17 protein-coding genes are annotated in these 15,215 nt (G+C 71.0%); 5 read left to right on the top strand and 12 right to left on the bottom strand.

Annotated elements, in window-relative coordinates; translation table 11 throughout:
• Positions 1–60: 60 nt before the first annotated feature.
• Positions 61–1,254: an MFS transporter gene (locus BJP65_RS08225; RefSeq protein ID WP_070409912.1), complete on the top strand. Its 1,194-nt coding sequence runs from the start codon at positions 61–63 to the stop codon at positions 1,252–1,254.
• A gap of 48 nt (positions 1,255–1,302) precedes the next feature.
• Here the strand turns inward: BJP65_RS08225 and BJP65_RS16285 are convergent, their stop codons facing one another.
• Positions 1,303–2,193, bottom strand: a complete 891-nt coding sequence (locus BJP65_RS16285; RefSeq protein ID WP_083285776.1) for a helix-turn-helix domain-containing protein — start codon at positions 2,191–2,193, stop codon at positions 1,303–1,305.
• Between the two features lie 113 nt (positions 2,194–2,306).
• On the opposite strand from BJP65_RS16285, the gene BJP65_RS08215 reads away from it, so the two are divergent.
• Positions 2,307–2,816 carry a hypothetical protein gene (locus tag BJP65_RS08215; protein ID WP_070409910.1) on the top strand — a complete coding sequence of 170 codons (510 nt, stop codon included), beginning with the start codon at positions 2,307–2,309 and terminating at the stop codon, positions 2,814–2,816.
• A 29-nt stretch (positions 2,817–2,845) separates the two neighbouring features.
• Here BJP65_RS08215 and BJP65_RS08210 read toward each other — a convergent pair whose 3' ends face one another.
• Complete coding sequence (locus BJP65_RS08210) at positions 2,846–3,217, bottom strand: hypothetical protein (RefSeq protein ID WP_070408811.1); 372 nt, start codon at positions 3,215–3,217, stop codon at positions 2,846–2,848.
• A 101-nt stretch (positions 3,218–3,318) separates the two neighbouring features.
• Here BJP65_RS08210 and BJP65_RS08205 point away from each other — a divergent pair, with 101 nt between their 5' ends.
• Positions 3,319–4,083, top strand: coding sequence for a DUF429 domain-containing protein (locus BJP65_RS08205; RefSeq protein WP_070408810.1), 765 nt, complete (start codon positions 3,319–3,321; stop codon positions 4,081–4,083).
• Between the two features lie 3 nt (positions 4,084–4,086).
• Here the strand turns inward: BJP65_RS08205 and BJP65_RS08200 are convergent, their stop codons facing one another.
• A complete protein-coding gene (locus BJP65_RS08200) occupies positions 4,087–4,929 on the bottom strand; it encodes a nucleotidyl transferase AbiEii/AbiGii toxin family protein (RefSeq protein ID WP_219811340.1) in 843 nt (280 codons plus the stop codon).
• Positions 4,926–5,465, bottom strand: a complete 540-nt coding sequence (locus tag BJP65_RS08195; RefSeq protein ID WP_070408808.1) for a hypothetical protein — start codon at positions 5,463–5,465, stop codon at positions 4,926–4,928. Before BJP65_RS08195 ends, BJP65_RS08200 begins: the two co-directional genes overlap by 4 nt.
• 223 nt (positions 5,466–5,688) lie before the next feature.
• Here BJP65_RS08195 and BJP65_RS08190 point away from each other — a divergent pair, with 223 nt between their 5' ends.
• Both BJP65_RS08190 and BJP65_RS08185 read left to right on the top strand, forming a co-directional pair.
• Positions 5,689–6,069, top strand: a complete 381-nt coding sequence (locus BJP65_RS08190) for a helix-turn-helix transcriptional regulator (protein WP_070408807.1) — start codon at positions 5,689–5,691, stop codon at positions 6,067–6,069.
• 19 nt (positions 6,070–6,088) lie between these two features.
• A complete protein-coding gene (locus tag BJP65_RS08185) occupies positions 6,089–7,066 on the top strand; it encodes an SRPBCC family protein (protein WP_070408806.1) in 978 nt (325 codons plus the stop codon).
• Positions 7,067–7,334: 268 nt separating this feature from the next.
• Here the strand turns inward: BJP65_RS08185 and fdhA are convergent, their stop codons facing one another.
• From fdhA to BJP65_RS08145, 8 genes are all read right to left on the bottom strand, one after another.
• Positions 7,335–8,552, bottom strand: a complete 1,218-nt coding sequence (gene fdhA / locus BJP65_RS08180) for a formaldehyde dehydrogenase, glutathione-independent (RefSeq protein ID WP_070408805.1) — start codon at positions 8,550–8,552, stop codon at positions 7,335–7,337.
• 189 nt (positions 8,553–8,741) lie between these two features.
• Positions 8,742–9,185, bottom strand: coding sequence for a hypothetical protein (locus BJP65_RS08175; RefSeq protein WP_055832149.1), 444 nt, complete (start codon positions 9,183–9,185; stop codon positions 8,742–8,744).
• A 323-nt stretch (positions 9,186–9,508) separates the two neighbouring features.
• The gene (sufU, locus tag BJP65_RS08170; protein ID WP_055832147.1) at positions 9,509–9,970 is read right to left on the bottom strand and encodes a Fe-S cluster assembly sulfur transfer protein SufU; all 462 of its coding nucleotides are present in this window, start codon (positions 9,968–9,970) and stop codon (positions 9,509–9,511) included.
• Positions 9,967–11,229 (bottom strand): aminotransferase class V-fold PLP-dependent enzyme, encoded by a 1,263-nt coding sequence (locus tag BJP65_RS08165; protein ID WP_070408804.1) that lies wholly within the window; start codon positions 11,227–11,229, stop codon positions 9,967–9,969. The genes sufU and BJP65_RS08165 overlap by 4 nt, the downstream gene beginning before the upstream one ends.
• A gap of 288 nt (positions 11,230–11,517) precedes the next feature.
• Entirely contained in the window at positions 11,518–12,420 is a 903-nt protein-coding gene (locus BJP65_RS08160; protein WP_070408803.1) for an N-acetylglucosamine-6-phosphate deacetylase, read from the bottom strand.
• A gap of 41 nt (positions 12,421–12,461) precedes the next feature.
• Positions 12,462–12,872, bottom strand: coding sequence for an RbsD/FucU family protein (locus tag BJP65_RS08155; RefSeq protein ID WP_070408802.1), 411 nt, complete (start codon positions 12,870–12,872; stop codon positions 12,462–12,464).
• A gap of 26 nt (positions 12,873–12,898) precedes the next feature.
• On the bottom strand, positions 12,899–13,867 hold the full coding sequence (locus BJP65_RS08150; RefSeq protein ID WP_070408801.1) for an aldo/keto reductase: 969 nt from the start codon (positions 13,865–13,867) through the stop codon (positions 12,899–12,901).
• The gene (locus BJP65_RS08145) at positions 13,854–15,140 is read right to left on the bottom strand and encodes an L-fuconate dehydratase (RefSeq protein WP_070408800.1); all 1,287 of its coding nucleotides are present in this window, start codon (positions 15,138–15,140) and stop codon (positions 13,854–13,856) included. The genes BJP65_RS08150 and BJP65_RS08145 overlap by 14 nt, the downstream gene beginning before the upstream one ends.
• Positions 15,141–15,215 lie beyond the last annotated feature (75 nt).

Here is a 15,215-nt window from a genome sequence, read left to right as displayed (position 1 = left end):
GGTCGGATGCCGCGGACGAACGGTCGGGCGCGCGACGCCGCCGCTCGCGAGCATCGATACATGACCACCACCGCCCCGGTTCCCGTCTCCGCGCCGTCCACCATGAGGTACGGCGGACTCATCGTCGTGATGCTGCTGAGCTTCCTGCTGGTCACGGCCGAGTTCCTGCCCAACGGCGTGCTGACCGAGATGGCCGCCTCGCTCGGCATCACGCCCGGGCAGGCGGGCCAGACCGTCACCGTCACGGCCCTGGCCGGGCTGCTCTTCGCCCCCACCGTGGGCCTGCTGCTGCCCCGCCTCGATCGCCGCACCCTGCTCACCGCCGCCGCGGCCGCGGCCACGGTGTCGAGCCTCGTCGTGGCCGCAGCCCCCAGCCTCATCGCCATCCTCGCCGCGCGCTTCCTACTCGGCGCTGCGATCAGCGCGTTCTGGGCCATGTCGATCACGGTCGCGGCGCGCCTGTCGAGCCCCGACCGCATCGGGCGGGCCGTGATGTTCGGCTCGGCGGGACTGTCGCTCGCGACCGTGGCGGGTGTTCCGATCGGCGTCGCCCTGAGTGAGGTGCTCGACTGGCGGGTCGCCTTCCTGCTCATCGGTGTCATCACGGCCGTCGTCGGCGTCGCGGTGCGCGTCGTGCTCCCGCCCGTACCGGCGGCCTCGGCGTCGAGCCTGCGCATCCTCGTCGACACGCTGCGGCGCCCGGGCGTGGGCGGCGGCATGATCGGTCACGTGCTCGTCGTGCTGGGCCACTTCCTCGCCTACACCTACGTGCGTCTCGCTCTGGAGCGCGTCCCGGGGGTCGACGGGGGCACCATCGTGCTGCTGCTCGCGTTGTTCGGGGTGGGCGGGTTCGTCGGCAACCTCGTCATCGGCATCGTCGTCGACCGCGCCTTCGTGCGGCTCTCGGTCATCGGACCGCTCGTCATCGCGGTCGCCGTCGCGGTCGTCGTGCTGCTTCCGACGGCGATCATCGCGGTCGCGGCGGCCGTGCTCGTGTGGGGCTTCTTCTTCTCGTCGTGGCTGATCATCGTGAACACGTGGGTGGGGCACCGCATGCCCGACCGTCTCGAAGCGGGCGGCAGCCTCGTGGTCACGGGCTTCCAGCTCGCCATCACGATCGCGGCGGGCGTGGGCGGAGTGCTCGTCGACGCGGTCGGGGTGGTGACGGTGGATGCCATCGGCATCGCGCTGCTCGTGATCGGCGCCGTGCTGTTCGGGGTCTCGGTGCGCGAGCGCCGCGCCGTCGCGGGCTGAGGGTGACGCCGGCCGGGCCGCCCAGCGGCAGCGGCGCCGGCGGGGGCGTCAGATCGCGACGGTCGCCCGGCGGCCGGCCCGCCACGCCGACGGGGCGACACCCGCGTGGCGGCGGAACGCGCGGCTGAAGCCCTCGTCCGACGCGTAGCCGAGCACCCGTGAGGTCTCGGACACCGGCGTTCCGGCCTCGAGCAGGTCTTTCGCCCTCTCCATGCGCACCGCGCTCACGTATGCGGCGGGAGAAAGCCCGAAGTTCCGACGGAACCGCTCAGCGAACACCGACCGCGACATCGCGCCGAGCGATGCCAGTTCGCCGATGCTCCAGTCGTGACCGGGATCGTGAGCGATCGCGGCGACGACCCGCGCGAGGAACGGGTCGTCGGCGCGGGGCGGCCAGGCCGCGTCGCGGTCGGTCGAGGCCCACGCCCGCAGCGCTGAGAGCAGCACGGTGGTCACCATGAGCTTGCAGATGGTCTCGTCGCCCTGGCGCTCGGCGGTCTCCGCGTTCGGGGTCGTGCCCAGGTGCGCCGCCAGCGCCGCCGCCGCGGGTTCCGCGTGCGCGAAGCCGCTGACGAAGACGAACGGCGGCAGGCTGCGCGCGTCGCCCGACGGGGCGACCTCGAGGGGGACGACCGTCACCTCGGCGCCGGACTGCGAGGCCAGGGCGAGCCCGTGGCATCCGAGGCTCACGAACGCGTCTCCGGCCAGCAGTGTCCGCCCGCCGACGGTCGTGGCGACCGACCCGCTCGCGGCGTCGACCGTGCAGGCCGTCCGCGCCGAGGCCGATCCGCTGATCTCACCGACGCGCACGTAGACGAGGGCCGCGCCGCCGCGCGGCAGGGCGAGGCGCTCTCGGGGGGCGAGCGTCAGCTGATGCGCGCGACCGGGGCGCACGTCGAGCGTCGACAGGGCACGATCCAGCGCAGGCTCCGGCGTCATGCCTGCGAAAACCTCCGCGGCCCGCCCGCTATTCCGGGCGACCCGCACGCCCGGGGTCCCGCCCTCCACGAAACGGATGGCCTCCGTCGCCGATGTCGGTGACAATGGAGGGCATGCGATCCCCCCGCCCGCTGCTGTTCGTCGCGCTCGCCGTCGCCGGCGTCGCCCTCTCATCGTGCACGGGCCACGTGGCATCCGAGCCCTCCACCGCCGTCGCCGAGTCGCCGTCGCCGCACGGGAGTCCCTCTGCCACGGCCACGCCGGTGCCCGATTCCGGGCCGGTTGAGGCCTTCCGCGCGTGGTGGACGGCCGTGCGCTCCTCCGACACCGTCGCCGCCTGCGGGGCGCTCACCGCGGGCCTGCAGGAACGGATGCTGACGGAGTACACGGCGTCGACGGGACTCGAGGTCGAGGACTGCGCCGAGCTCGTGCGCCAGAGTTCACTGTTGTACGCCGCGGCGGGGATGTCGCCCGACGTCGACGTCGCCGTCGTGACGGAGCAGGGCGATGACGCCGTGCTCGACGTCACCTACGCGAGCGGCGACTGTGGAACGGTGCACCTCTCGCACACCACCGGGGTGTGGATGCTCACCGAACTCAGCCAGGAGTGCGCCGCGCGCTGACCGTCGCCGACCTCGGGGTCGACGCGCGATCAGCCGAAGAACTCCGCGGCCGTCGCCACGCCGACCGAGATCGAGAGCAGGCCGGCGGCGACGCCCGCGATGAAGCCGGCGGCCGCGAGCTCCCGCGCCATCCGCGCGTTCAGGCTCAGGATGCCGCACACCGCCGACACCGCAGCGATGATCCACATGCCGATCTGGATCCACATCAGTCCCTCGAGCTCGGCGATCGCGCTAACCGTGACGAGGAACAGGTACCAGGCGATCACGACGACGCCCGTGACCAGGGCGATGACCGACACGACCCGCAGATCGCCCTTGGGCCGCGGCGGCGCGGGCGGTTCGGGACGGGGTGGGATGCCGTGGGCAGGCTCGAGCGAGTCGGGAAGGTCGTCGTCTGCCATGAAGCGATCCTCGCACCTCGAACGCGATCACGCGCGGCGGTTGCGCGGGCACCCGGCCCCGTTCGGAGAGCCCCCACCCTGTCGCGCCTAGGCTGCTGCCGGTGAGAACCATCGGCATCGACCTCGCCGCGAGCACCCCCGGCACCGCCCTGGCCGAGATCGTCTGGTCGCGCGGCGCCGCGCGACTGACGCGGCTCGAGGTGGGGGTCGACGACGCCGACATCGTGGCGTCGGTCTCGGCCGGCGACGCGTGGCTCGGCATCGACTGCCCGCTCGGGTGGCCCGACGCGTTCGTCGACTTCGTCCAGGCCCACCACGCCGAGGCGGCCCCCGCGCTCGGACCGGTCGACGGGGGAGCGGACTGGCGGCGCCCCCTCGTCTACCGGCACACCGACCACGTCGTCCGCGAGCGCATCGGTCGGTGGCCGCTGAGCGTGTCGACCGACCGGCTGGGCGTCACGGCGCTGCGGTGCGCCGGGGTGCTGCGGCGCCTGGCCGAGGCCGGCTTCGCGGTCGATCGTGCGGGGGAGGGGCGCCTGTTCGAGGTGTACCCCGGCGGCTCGCTGCGCGTGTGGGGCTTCGACACGACGGGCTACCGAGTGGATGACGCCCGCCGCAGCGCCCTGCTCGACACGGTGCGCTCTCGGGTGCCGTGGTTCGACGTCGGGCCGTTCGCCGGGCTCGCGATCGCGAAGGCCGACGCCTTCGACGCGGTCATCGCCGCTCTCGCGACCCGCGCGGGGGCGCTCGGCCGGTTCGAGCCCCCGGCGCCCGAGATGCTCGCCGTGGCGCGGCGGGAGGGGTGGGTCGTGTTGCCGAGTGGGGGGTTGGAGGGTCTTGTTCGGGACGCGTGGAGACGACGCTGAATGTCAGTTCGTCCCCGTCGTTCGGGCCGCGTCGATGCGCGTGATGAAGTCGTTCGCCCACGCCGCGGCAGCGGTGATATCCGGGATGACGTTTACTCCGGTAGAGGATGCGTCGTAGAGGGTGTCCCAGTTCTCGTTCACGACCACGACGGGGGGCCACTGCTGCCCGGCGCGATAGGTGAAGAGGCGTGTGCACGTCTCGCGCACGAGAGCGAGGTCGAGGTCCTCTTCGCGATCGAGCAGTTGCAGGTCGATGAGGTCGTGTGCGCGCTCGCTACCAGGGCCCGTCGCCGCGTGAAGCTTCTGCGCAATCTGATGGTCACTACGCATCACACTGACCGGCTCCGGGCGGGGAAGGCCGACGGATGGGAACAGGTCCGCGAGGTCGTCGGCGAGCGCTGTCTCCGGCGCATCAGCGTCGCCGATCTCGTTGTGGCCCAGCTCGAACGTGACGGTGCACCACGGCTTGCCGAGATAGTCGAGTTTCACATCGAAGGGCTGCATGACGTACGTGGTGGGTACGTCCGCCGGTTTCGGCGCCGTGCGTTCGATGAGGCGACCGGTGAATCCCGACCACCCCGTGCGCAGCCGTTCCTCGAAATCATCGGTGAACTCAGCCAGCGTGCCCGGTCGCGCGGCGTCGAGGTCTTTGGTGAATCGAGTGGCCCGGCCGTAGCGGAGAGCCATGGCGCTTCCACCTTTGACGGCCCCGGCTGGGAGCATCTGGCCGACCACGACCAGCGCCATCCCGACCGTTCGCCTGTTGACTGCTCCTTCGTCGCCCTCGATGTTGGCGAGCCGCTGCCGTAGCGAGGCGAGGTTCGCTGGGGCTTTGTCGTACGTCACGCGGCCAGCGCCACTCGCACTCGCGACATCTCTGCCATGGTCAGGTACCCCTCTGCGCGCGCTTGGGCGGCAGCTTCGAGCAGCCGTCCGGTCTGGACGCGGCCCCGACATTCGAGGAGCGCATCCACCACGGGCTGCGCCGCGATGCCCTCGTACACGGTTGGCTTCGCGCCCGCAGGGGCCGGGGTGAGTTCAATATGTGCGGGCACCGTGCGTCGAGTGCGCTTAGGGGTCGCGAGGGTGATGTTCCGGGGGTTCACATCGGCGAGCCCCAGGAGCGCGAGGACCGTCTCTCCTCGCAGGAACGCACCCTCTCCCGCGCGTAGCGCCGCTTCCGCGTACTCATCCAGAGGGGTGTGCGGGATGGTCTCGTCGCGGTACAACCCGTAGGCGATGTGGGTGAACCTGTTGCGCGTAGCGAGCTTGACCAGCTCGATTCGGGGGACGCCCGCGCTCTCGGCTTCCCGCGTGGTGACGTACCCATAGTTGTCGATCGCGATCTCGTGGACGATGTCGCGGTAGGTGGGCCGAGTCATGTCAAAACTATACCACTTTCGGTATAGTGTTGACATGACTCGGGGAGCTTCGAGGGTCGGCGTGAGTGCTCCGAAGATGGCGTGACTCGGTCCTGTGCACGCCACCAGCCCGGGTCGCCCTGAACGTGTACCTACTTAGGCTCTCCTCGCGCCCGAAGTGCAACGCGAATGCGTGCTCGACAGGTCTTGTGCAGGACCCCTCTCCACGCTAACGTACAACCAAATGGTTGAACAACACCACCTCGACTCCGCCGACATCGATCGCGTCTTCCACGCGCTCGCCGACGCGACGCGTCGCGACATCGTGCGGCGCACACTCGTCATCGAGCAGTCGGTGTCGGACCTCGCCGCGGGATACGCCATGTCGTTCGCCGCCGTGTCGAAGCACATCGCGGTGCTGGCCGAGGCCCGGCTCATCACCAAGCGTGCGGAGGGGAGGGTGCGACTCGTGCGTGCCGACCCCGCCGCCCTCGCCCGGGCGCAAGAACTGCTGCGCTCGTACGAGAACCTCTGGCGCGGCCGCATCGACCGGCTCGATGCGCTGCTCCTCGAGGAACCGGATGCCATGGCATCCATCCCTGCGCCCGAACCGACCGAGAACTGACCCGACGAAGGAGTCCGTCATGCCCGTCACATCCGTTGAGAGCGACACCGAAGCGCTCACCATGAGCCTGGTCGCCGACTTCCCCGTCGGTCCCGAGCGTCTGTGGGCCGTGTTCACCGACCCGCGCCAGCTCGAGCGGTTCTGGGGTCCTCCCGGCTGGCCGGCGACCTTCGACGCGTTCGACTTCTCGGTGGGCGGGCACGCGAAGTACCACATGACCTCGCCCCAGGGTCAGCACGCCGGTGGGGCATGGGAGTTCACGCGCATCGACGAACCGCGAGGATTCGAGGTCATCGACTCCTTCGCCGACGACAACGGAGACCCCATCGAGGGGATGCCGTCGATGCGCATGGTCTTCTCGTTCGAGGCCACGCCCGAGGGCTCACGGCTGACGAACGTGAGCCACTTCGCGTCGGCCGAGGCCCTCGAGCAGGTCGTGGCGATGGGCGCCGTCGAGGGTTCGACCCTCGCGATGAACCAGCTCGACGCCGTGCTGCTCGGACTCCGCGAGTTCGCCCAGGGCACGGGCACGCAGCTCGAGGTGCTCAGCGACCAGCACGTGCGCATCACGCGCCTCATCGACGGCCCGCGCGAGCTGGTGTGGCGCGCGCACGTCGACCCCGATCTCATGCGGCAGTGGATGCTCGGCCCCGACGGCTGGCGCATGACCGTCAGCGAGGTCGACGTCTCGGTGGGCGGTCGATACCGCCTCGCGTGGGAACCCGAGGCCGGTACCGAGGGCGAGGGCTTCGGCTTCGACGGCGAGACCCTGCTCATCGACGAGCCGCGCCGCATCGTGCAGACCGAGCACATGACCGGCACCGACTACCCCTCGACCACGAACGACCTGTCGTTCTACGAGGAAGACGGAGCCACCCTCGTGACGCTGCTCATCGAGTACCCGGATGCCGCGACCCGCGACGCCGTCCTCTCCACCGGCATGGTTGACGGCATGGAGCAGAGCTTCGAGAGGATGGAGCGCGTGGTCCTGGCGTAGCCGGTGCACAACTCCTGCAGATCGGCTGTCGCTCGGCGGAAGACGCCGTGGCGCGTCGGATTTGCAGGAGTCGTGCTGATCGGGCGGGGGGACCCGCCCGGCTGACGACGTTCCGCGAACGGATGCCGCGGCCTCGGGGCTGCGGCATCCCGCCCGCAGACGGGCTCTCGCGGACCCGCGCGCCGAAGCTCGCAGAAGTACGCGAACCTCGCAGATTCCGCGGGGAAGTCTGCGAGCAAGGCGCCGTTCTGCGAGCTCCGGCCTCGCCTCAGCTCTTGATGTACCCGTTCGGGTTCAGCACGTACTTGCGCGGGGCGCCCTTGTCGAAGTCGGCGTAGCCCTGGGGCGCGTCGTCGAGGCTGATGGGCGTGGCGTTGACGGCCTTCGCGATCTGCACCTTGTCGTGCAGGATCGCCATCATCAGCTGCCGGTTGTACTTCATCACCGGGCACTGGCCGGTCGTGAACGTCAGCGACTTGGCCCAGCCGAGGCCGAGTCGCAGCGAGAGCGAACCGACCTTCGCTGCGTCGTCGACCCCGCCCGGATCGCCCGTCACGTACAAGCCCGGGATGCCGAGGGCGCCACCGGCTGCGGTGACCTCGAACAGCGAGTTGAGCACCGCCGCCGGGGCCTCGTGCGATGAGTCGGAGCCGTGCCCGCGCGCCTCGAAGCCGACCGCGTCGACCGCGGCATCCACTTCGGGGGTGCCGAGGATGTGGTCGATCTGGTCGCGCGGGTCACCCTTCGACACGTCGACGCTCTCGAATCCCAGCGACCGCACCTGCGCGAGGCGTTCGGCGTTGAGGTCGCCGACGAGCACCGCCGCCGCGCCCAGCAGCTGCGCGCCGACGGCCGCGGCGATGCCGACCGGACCCGCGCCCGCGACGTACACGGTCGATCCCGGGCGGACGCCGGCGGTGTAGGCGCCGTGGAAGCCGGTGGGGAAGATGTCGGACAGCATCGTCAGGTCGAGGATCTTCTCGAGCGCTTGCTCGCGGTCGGGGAAGACCAGCAGGTTCCAGTCGGCGTAGGGGACGAGCACGTACTCGGCCTGCCCGCCGACCCACCCGCCCATGTCGACGTATCCGTAGGCGCTGCCGGGGCGGTCGGGGTTCACGTTCAGACAGATCCCGGTCTTGCCCTCTTTGCAGTTGCGGCAGCGGCCGCACGCGATGTTGAAGGGCACCGAGACGATGTCGCCGACCTTGACGAACTCGACATCGGGACCGACCTCGATCACCTCCCCGGTGATCTCGTGGCCCAGCACGAGACCCGCGGGGGCGGTGGTGCGACCACGGACCATGTGCTGGTCGGAGCCGCAGATGTTGGTGGAGACGGTGCGCAGGATCGCGCCGTGGGGGACCTTCCGGCCGACGTTCGCCGGGTTCACGCCCGGGCCTTCCTTGAGCTCGAACTCGGGGTAGGGGGTGTCGATGACCTCCACCACTCCGGGTTCTTTGTACGCCACTGCCTTGTTACCGGACATCGTCGTCCTCTCCGGCCGGTCGACCCGACCTGGTCGCGTCGTGTGGGCGGACCCGCAGCGACACCCGACGCGACGTGCGACCGGATTCGGCCGTGAGCGATGCGGGGGTGCCCTCAGCCAAGACGCCGATGACCGGAACGTCAAGGGATGGCGCGAGACGCCACTCGATGCGTCATCCGCGCGACCCGTCTACTCCGAGGGTGAGGCCCGGCGGACGGCGTCGCGAACGGCCCTCTCGACCTCGGCTGTCACCTCGACCACCGCGAACGACACCGGCCACATCGGACCGTCGTCGAGGTGCGCGGTGTCGTCGAAGCTGACCGTGCCGTAGCGCGTCTTGAACTTCGACGCCGGTTGATAGAAGACGACGACCTTGCCGTCCTTCGCGTAGGCCGGGAAGCCGTAGAAGGTCTTCGGATTCAGGTGCGGCGCCTCCTCCAGCACGATGACGTGGAGGCGTTCGGCCATCGCCCGGTCGACGCCCTCGAGGTTGTCGATCGCCTCGAGGCAGGCCTCGTTCTCCTTCTCGAGCTTCGCCGCGCCCTTGAGCCCCTTCGTGGCCTTGAGCTCCTCGGCGCGCTGTTTCATCGCCGTACGTTCTTCGTCGCTGAATCCTGCTCCGCCTGCTGCCATGGCATCCACCTCTCGTCGGTCTGCGGGCAGGATAGCGCCGTTGTCGGCGCGGATACAGGGCCGTGCGCGACGGCGCGCGAGGCGCGCTCGCTCACGGATCTGCGCAAGGTCAGTGGCGATGGGGTGGATGCCGCTGAGGTTGCGGGGATCGCTGAGGTTGTGTCGGGGTGGGCCGGCGGCGGCCGGGGGTGGTGGCGCGCGGCGCGCTCGCTCAGGCACCTGCGCAAAGTCAGTGGCGATGGGGTGGATGCCACTGAGGTTGGGCGGATCGCTGAGGTTGCGCCGCGCTGCGCCGGGCTGGGCGTCCCGGCCCGAAGCGCGACTCAGGCCAGCCGCAGCCCTTCCTCGAGCGCGACCCACGCGAGCATCGCGCACTTCACGCGCGCGGTGTACTTCGACACCCCCGACAGCGCGGCGGCGTCGGCGAACGTCTCCTCGTCGAGGGGGATCTTGCCGCGCGAGCGCATCGCCTCGCGGAACTGCGCGATGAGAGCATCGGCGTCGGCGCGCGGCATCCCGTCGTCGCCGCCGTCTTCCTGCAGCAGCGCGACGAGCATCGACGCCGACGACTGCGAGATCGAGCATCCCGCGCCCTCCCAGGTGACGGATGCCACGCGCTCGCCGTCGTCGGACAGCTCGACGCGGAGCGTGATCTCATCGCCGCAGATGGGATTGCGCTGGTGCACCGTGGCGCTGTGCGCGCCCGGTTCGGCGAGGCCGAAGCCGCGACGGTTCTTCGCGTGGTCGAGGATCAGTTCCTGGTACAGCGATTCGAGCCCGCTCATGCACGTGCTCCCGCCGTGGTCGCGCCGACGCCGAAGAAGCCGCGAACGCCCGAGACGGCATCGAGGAACGTGTCGATCTCGGCGGCGGTGGTGTGGATCGCCGCGCTCGCGCGCACCGACGCCGTCAGGCCGAATCGGCGGTGCAGCGGCTGTGCGCAGTGGTGACCGACGCGCACGGCCACGCCGCGGGAATCGAGGAACTGGCCCACGTCGTGCGCGTGCACGCCGTCGACCGCGAAGGCCTGCAGGGCGATGCGCTCGGCGGCATCCGTGTCTCCGAGCAGGCGGATGCCGTCGATCGAGCGGAGTCCCTCGCGCATGCGTGCTTCGAGCGTCGCCTCGTGGGCGTGAGCGGCGGCGAGATCGTGCTCGCCGAGCCAGCGCACCGCGGCGGCCAGCGCCACCGCCTGCGACACCGGCTGCGTGCCCGCCTCGAAGCGCTGCGGCGGCGGGAGGTATTCGGCCTTGTCGAGTGTGACGGTGGTGATCATCGACCCGCCGGTGGTGAAGGGCGGCAGCGCGTCGAGTACCTCGTCGCGACCCCAGAGCGCACCGATGCCGTAGGGGCCGTAGACCTTGTGCCCCGAGAAGACGGCGAGATCGACTCCGGATGCCGGCAGGTCGAGCGCGAGGTGCGGAGCCGACTGGCACGCGTCGAGCACCGTCAGCGCGCCGACGCCGCGGGCGAGGGTGACGAGCTTCGCGACGGGGTTCACGATGCCGAGCACGTTCGAGACGTGGGGGAACGCGACGACCTTGGTGCGCTCGCCGATGAGGTCGGCCGCGGCATGCATGTCGAGCATGCCGTCGTCGAGGACGGGGATGTGGCGCAGTCGCGCGCCCGTGCGCGCGGCGAGCTCTTGCCACGGGATGAGGTTGGCGTGGTGCTCCGCCTCGGTCACGACGATCTCGTCGCCCTCGCGCACGCGCCCCGCGTAGCCGAGGGAACCGGCGATCAGATTCAGGCCGCCCGTCGCCCCCGAGGTCCACACCAGCTGCTCGGGCTCGGCGCCCACGAACTCGGCGACGGTGACACGGGCGTCCTCGAACAGCTCGGTCGCATCGGCCGCGAGCGTGTGCGCACCGCGGTGCACGGCGGAGTTCGCGCGCTCGAGGAAGGCGCGCTCGGCATCCAGCACGGCACGCGGTTTCTGGCTGGTCGCTCCCGAATCGAGGTACACGAGGGGCCGGCCGTCGATCTCGGTCTCGAGGATCGGGAAGTCGGTACGCACGGCGGCGACGTCGAAGGGGAGTGTCACCCCTCCAGGCTACGCGGGGATGCGTCCGCCCCGGCCTGCCGGAGCTCCCGCAGTCCGGCCTTCCCCCTCGCCCGCCGATCGGGGCCCGGGCCGGACTCCGGAGAAACAGGGCCTCGGGGGGAGTGCGACCGCCGATCGGGCGCTCCGCGCGCGGGATCTCCGGAGTTTCGCACGCTCCGGAGGCGTGAGGTTCGCGCGGCGTCCCGCATGGGAACCGTCAGCGCGACGGATCGCGGCGGGATCGGCGCGCCTGCACCGACGACGAGGACACGCCGACGCGGTGACGGTTCAGTCTCGCGCGAGCAGTCGCGCCGGCACCGTCGTGGCCGCGGCGCGAGCAAGGTCGAGGGGGACGCCCGCCGCCGTCGCCATCTCGATCGCGCGCTCCATCGTCAGGGTGGAGCCGGCGAGGGTGTCGGTGCCCGCGAGGACGGGGCGCCCGTCTTCCACCTCGACCTCGAGACCGCCGAGGCGGTACGGGCCGTCGCCCAGTCCGGTCGCCGACATCGCGTCGGTCACGAGCGCGATGCGACTCGGGGCGGCGGCGAACATCGTGCGGATGACGACGGGGTGCACGTGGATGCCGTCGGCGATCACCTCCAGAACGACATGGTCCCGCTCCAGCGCGGCGCCGACCGGGCCGGGAGCGCGGTGGCCCAGACCCGGCATCGCGTTGAAGGCGTGCGTGAGCAACCGCGCGCCCCGGTCGAACGCGGCGGCGGCGGTGTCATGGTCGGCCTGCGTGTGTCCCACCGCGACGGTGACCCCCGCCGACACGAGGCGGTCGATGGCCTGCATCGCCCCCGGGAGCTCGGGCGCGATGGTGACCTGACGCAGGATGCCATCGGCGGCCGACAGTAGACGATCGACCGCCTCCGCTGTCGGGGCGACGAGGGCGCGCGGATCGTGCGCTCCCCGGCGCGAGTCGGCGAGGAACGGACCCTCCAGGTGCACGCCCGCGACTCCCGGGAGTGCGGGGAGTATCTCGCGGATCTCGCGCAGACGCTCCTCGAGGCGATCGATCGGCGCGCTCACCAGGCTGAGCAGCAGCGTCGACGTGCCGTGCGCGCGATGGAACGCGACCGCGGCCGCGAGGCCGTCGAGGTCTGCGTCGTCGAACGAGTGCCCGAGCGCGCCGTGGCAGTGCAGGTCGACGGCCTCGACCGCGGCGGGATGTGCCGGGGTGTTCATGGGTGTTCCTCCTCGTACGACTTTCGCTGCGCGCGCCCGGGTCAGGCCGACACGACGCCCTTGCGCAGCAGAGCGTTGGCGTAGATCCGCGTCTCGCCCGTGCGCACGATGAGGTAGGCGCCGCGGGCGAGGTCGTAATAGTCGAAGCGCTCCACGAAGCGCGTCCCCTCGGCGCCCACCGCGGCCGCGTCGATGAGCTCCCGCTGCACGTCGAGGACGGCGCCATCGGCCGAGCGCATGAGATCGAGAGCCGGCGCGTCGTCGGCGGGGGTCACGCTGCGGATCGCCGCGAGCACCGCGGGCGATGCGGTGCCCGGCAGATCGATGACCCGCGCGCCGACGGCGAAGGCGGGGAAGTGGGCGTCGGCGACGACGACCGCGTCGGAGTGGCCCATCCGGTCGAGATGCAGCAGCATCTCGCCGGTCAGCAGGGGATGGATGCCGGACAGCATGGGTGGCCTTTCTGTTCGTCGAGCGATCAGGGGATCAGTCGTGCGCGGGCGAGGTCGTCCCAGAACTGCTCGGGGACGACTTGGCGCCACGACTCGGCGTTCTGCTGCAGCTGGGTGGGGCGGCTTCCGCCGATCACCACCGTCGTCACGAGCGGTTCGCGGGCGACGAAGGCCAGTGCCGCGACCGGGAGCGACACCCCGTGCGTACGGCAGACGTCGAGGATCCGCTCGAGCCGCTCCCACACGGCATCCGGCACCCCGCCGTACTCGTACCGGGCGTCGCGCGACGGAGTGTCGCTCGCGAGAAGGCCGGAGTTGAAGACCGAGGCCGCCACGATCGTCGTGCCCCGCTCGCGGCACGCGGGGAGCACCTCGGCCGACGCGGGCTGCTCGAGCAGGGTGTAGCGGCCGGCGACCATGACCTCGTCGAGCGCGGCGCCCCGCACCGCGGCGGCGAGGGCGTCGGCATCCATCGAGCCCACGCCGATGCGGTCGACCCGGCCCTCGGCGCGCAATCCCTCAAGAGCGGGCAGGGCCTCGGTCAGCGCCTGGCCCAGATCGTGCTTCTCGGGGTCGTGCAGGTAGAGGGCGTCGACGCGGTCGAGCCCCAGCCGCTCCAGCGAGTCGTCGAGGCTGGCGACGATCCCGGTGGCCGAGAAGTCCCACACCCGCCGCGCGTCGGTGGGGACGTGGAAGGAGTTATCGAGATCGAGCCCGCCGTCGCCGGCGGGGTTCGGCCGGAGCAGGCGCCCCACCTTCGTCGACACGGTGAACTGCTCGCGCGGCTTGTCTCGGAGGAATGCCCCGAGGCGCCGTTCGGACAGGCCGAGACCGTAGTGGGGTGCCGTGTCGAAGGACCGGATGCCGGCATCCCACGCCGCGGCGAGGACGGCCTGCGCCTCGGCGTCGCTGAGGGCGCGGTGCAGGTTGCCGACGTTCGCCGCGCCGTAGGCGAGGGTGGCGCCGTCGCGGAGGGGAAGGTCAGACGGCGACATGACTCCCCGTCCACGTGTAGGCCTCGCGGCTGGCCGGCAGCATCTCCATGCCCGCGCCGGGAGCCGTCGGCGCGAGATACGCGCCGTCGCGGATGACGACCGGAACGGTGAAGTGCTCGTGCAGGTGGTCCACGTACTCGATCATGCGCCCCTCGCGCTCACCCGAGACGGCGACGTAGTCGAACATCGACAGGTGCTGCACGGCTTCGCACAGGCCCACGCCGCCCGCGTGCGGGCAGACGGGGACGCCGAACTTGGCGGCCAGCAGCAGGTTCGCGATGTTCTCGTTGACCCCGCCGACGCGCACCGCGTCGATCTGCATGACCCCGATCGCGCCGGCCTGCAGGAGTTGCTTGAAGATCACGCGGTTCTGGGCGTGCTCGCCGGTGGCCACGCGGATGGGGGCGACCCCCCGGGCGATCTCGGCGTGGCCGAGGACGTCGTCGGGGCTCGTGGGCTCCTCGATCCACGCGGGGTCGAAGGGAGCGAGGGCGTTCACCCACTCGATCGCCTCGGACACCTCCCATCGCTGGTTGGCGTCGATGGCGATCGGGAAGTGCGGCCCGCACGTCTCGCGGGCGAGGCGCAGGCGCCGGACGTCGTCGTCGAGGTCGGCCCCCACCTTGAGCTTGATCTGGCCGAAGCCGTCGGCGATCGCTTCGCGGCACAGGCGCTGGAGCTTGTCGTCGGAATACCCCAACCAGCCCGGCGAGGTCGTGTAGGCCGGGTAGCCGTCCTCGAGCAGGCGGGCCTCGCGCTCCTGCCGTCCGGGTTCGGCGCGACGGAGGATGCCGAGGGCCTCCTCGCGCGTGAGCGCATTGGTCAGGTAGCGGAAGTCGACGAGCGAGACGATCTGCTCGGGCGTCATGCGGGCGAGCAGCCGCCACAGCGGCAGGCCGGCCCTCTTCGCCTTGATGTCCCACAGGGCGTTCACGACGGCGCCGATCGCCATGTGCATGACGCCCTTCTCGGGGCCCAGCCACCGCAGCTGCGAGTCGCCGACGAGTTCGCGCCACACGGCACCCATGTCGTCGAGCAGCGGTTCGAGCTCGCGGCCCACGAGGAACGGCGCGAGCGCGTCGATGGCCGCGACCTGGACGTCGTTGCCCCGACCGATCGTGAAGACGAACGCGTGTCCTTCGTCGTCGTCCGACACCACGCGCACGTACGCCGCCGAGTAGTCGGGGTCGGGGTTCATGGCATCCGAGCCGTCGAGGCTCAGTGACGTGGGGAAGCGGACGTCGGTCGTCTCGAGCGCGACGATACGGCTCATGGGGCTCCTTCGGGCAGGTGGTGCGGCCGGAGCGGCAGCAAACATCCGATGTCTATACTGGCACACGCCGGCCGT

This window comes from Microbacterium sp. BH-3-3-3, from assembly GCF_001792815.1.
GTDB lineage: Bacteria > Actinomycetota > Actinomycetes > Actinomycetales > Microbacteriaceae > Microbacterium.
This window is presented reverse-complemented; position numbering and strand designations above follow the sequence as displayed.

Bases quoted from the DNA above. Each gene is read 5' to 3' on its own strand.
- BJP65_RS16285 (WP_083285776.1), bottom strand. From the start codon at position 2,193: ATGACGCCGGAGCCTGCGCTGGATCGTGCCCTGTCGACGCTCGACGTG.
- BJP65_RS08195 (WP_070408808.1), bottom strand. From the start codon at position 5,465: ATGACTCGGCCCACCTACCGCGACATCGTCCACGAGATCGCGATCGAC.
- BJP65_RS08210 (WP_070408811.1), bottom strand. From the start codon at position 3,217: ATGGCAGACGACGACCTTCCCGACTCGCTCGAGCCTGCCCACGGCATC.
- BJP65_RS08190 (WP_070408807.1), top strand. From the start codon at position 5,689: ATGGTTGAACAACACCACCTCGACTCCGCCGACATCGATCGCGTCTTC.
- BJP65_RS08175 (WP_055832149.1), bottom strand. From the start codon at position 9,185: ATGGCAGCAGGCGGAGCAGGATTCAGCGACGAAGAACGTACGGCGATG.
- BJP65_RS08150 (WP_070408801.1), bottom strand. From the start codon at position 13,867: ATGTCGCCGTCTGACCTTCCCCTCCGCGACGGCGCCACCCTCGCCTAC.
- BJP65_RS08155 (WP_070408802.1), bottom strand. From the start codon at position 12,872: ATGCTGTCCGGCATCCATCCCCTGCTGACCGGCGAGATGCTGCTGCAT.
- BJP65_RS08185 (WP_070408806.1), top strand. From the start codon at position 6,089: ATGCCCGTCACATCCGTTGAGAGCGACACCGAAGCGCTCACCATGAGC.
- BJP65_RS08225 (WP_070409912.1), top strand. From the start codon at position 61: ATGACCACCACCGCCCCGGTTCCCGTCTCCGCGCCGTCCACCATGAGG.
- BJP65_RS08215 (WP_070409910.1), top strand. From the start codon at position 2,307: ATGCGATCCCCCCGCCCGCTGCTGTTCGTCGCGCTCGCCGTCGCCGGC.
- BJP65_RS08160 (WP_070408803.1), bottom strand. From the start codon at position 12,420: ATGAACACCCCGGCACATCCCGCCGCGGTCGAGGCCGTCGACCTGCAC.
- fdhA (WP_070408805.1), bottom strand. From the start codon at position 8,552: ATGTCCGGTAACAAGGCAGTGGCGTACAAAGAACCCGGAGTGGTGGAG.
- BJP65_RS08145 (WP_070408800.1), bottom strand. From the start codon at position 15,140: ATGAGCCGTATCGTCGCGCTCGAGACGACCGACGTCCGCTTCCCCACG.
- sufU (WP_055832147.1), bottom strand. From the start codon at position 9,970: ATGAGCGGGCTCGAATCGCTGTACCAGGAACTGATCCTCGACCACGCG.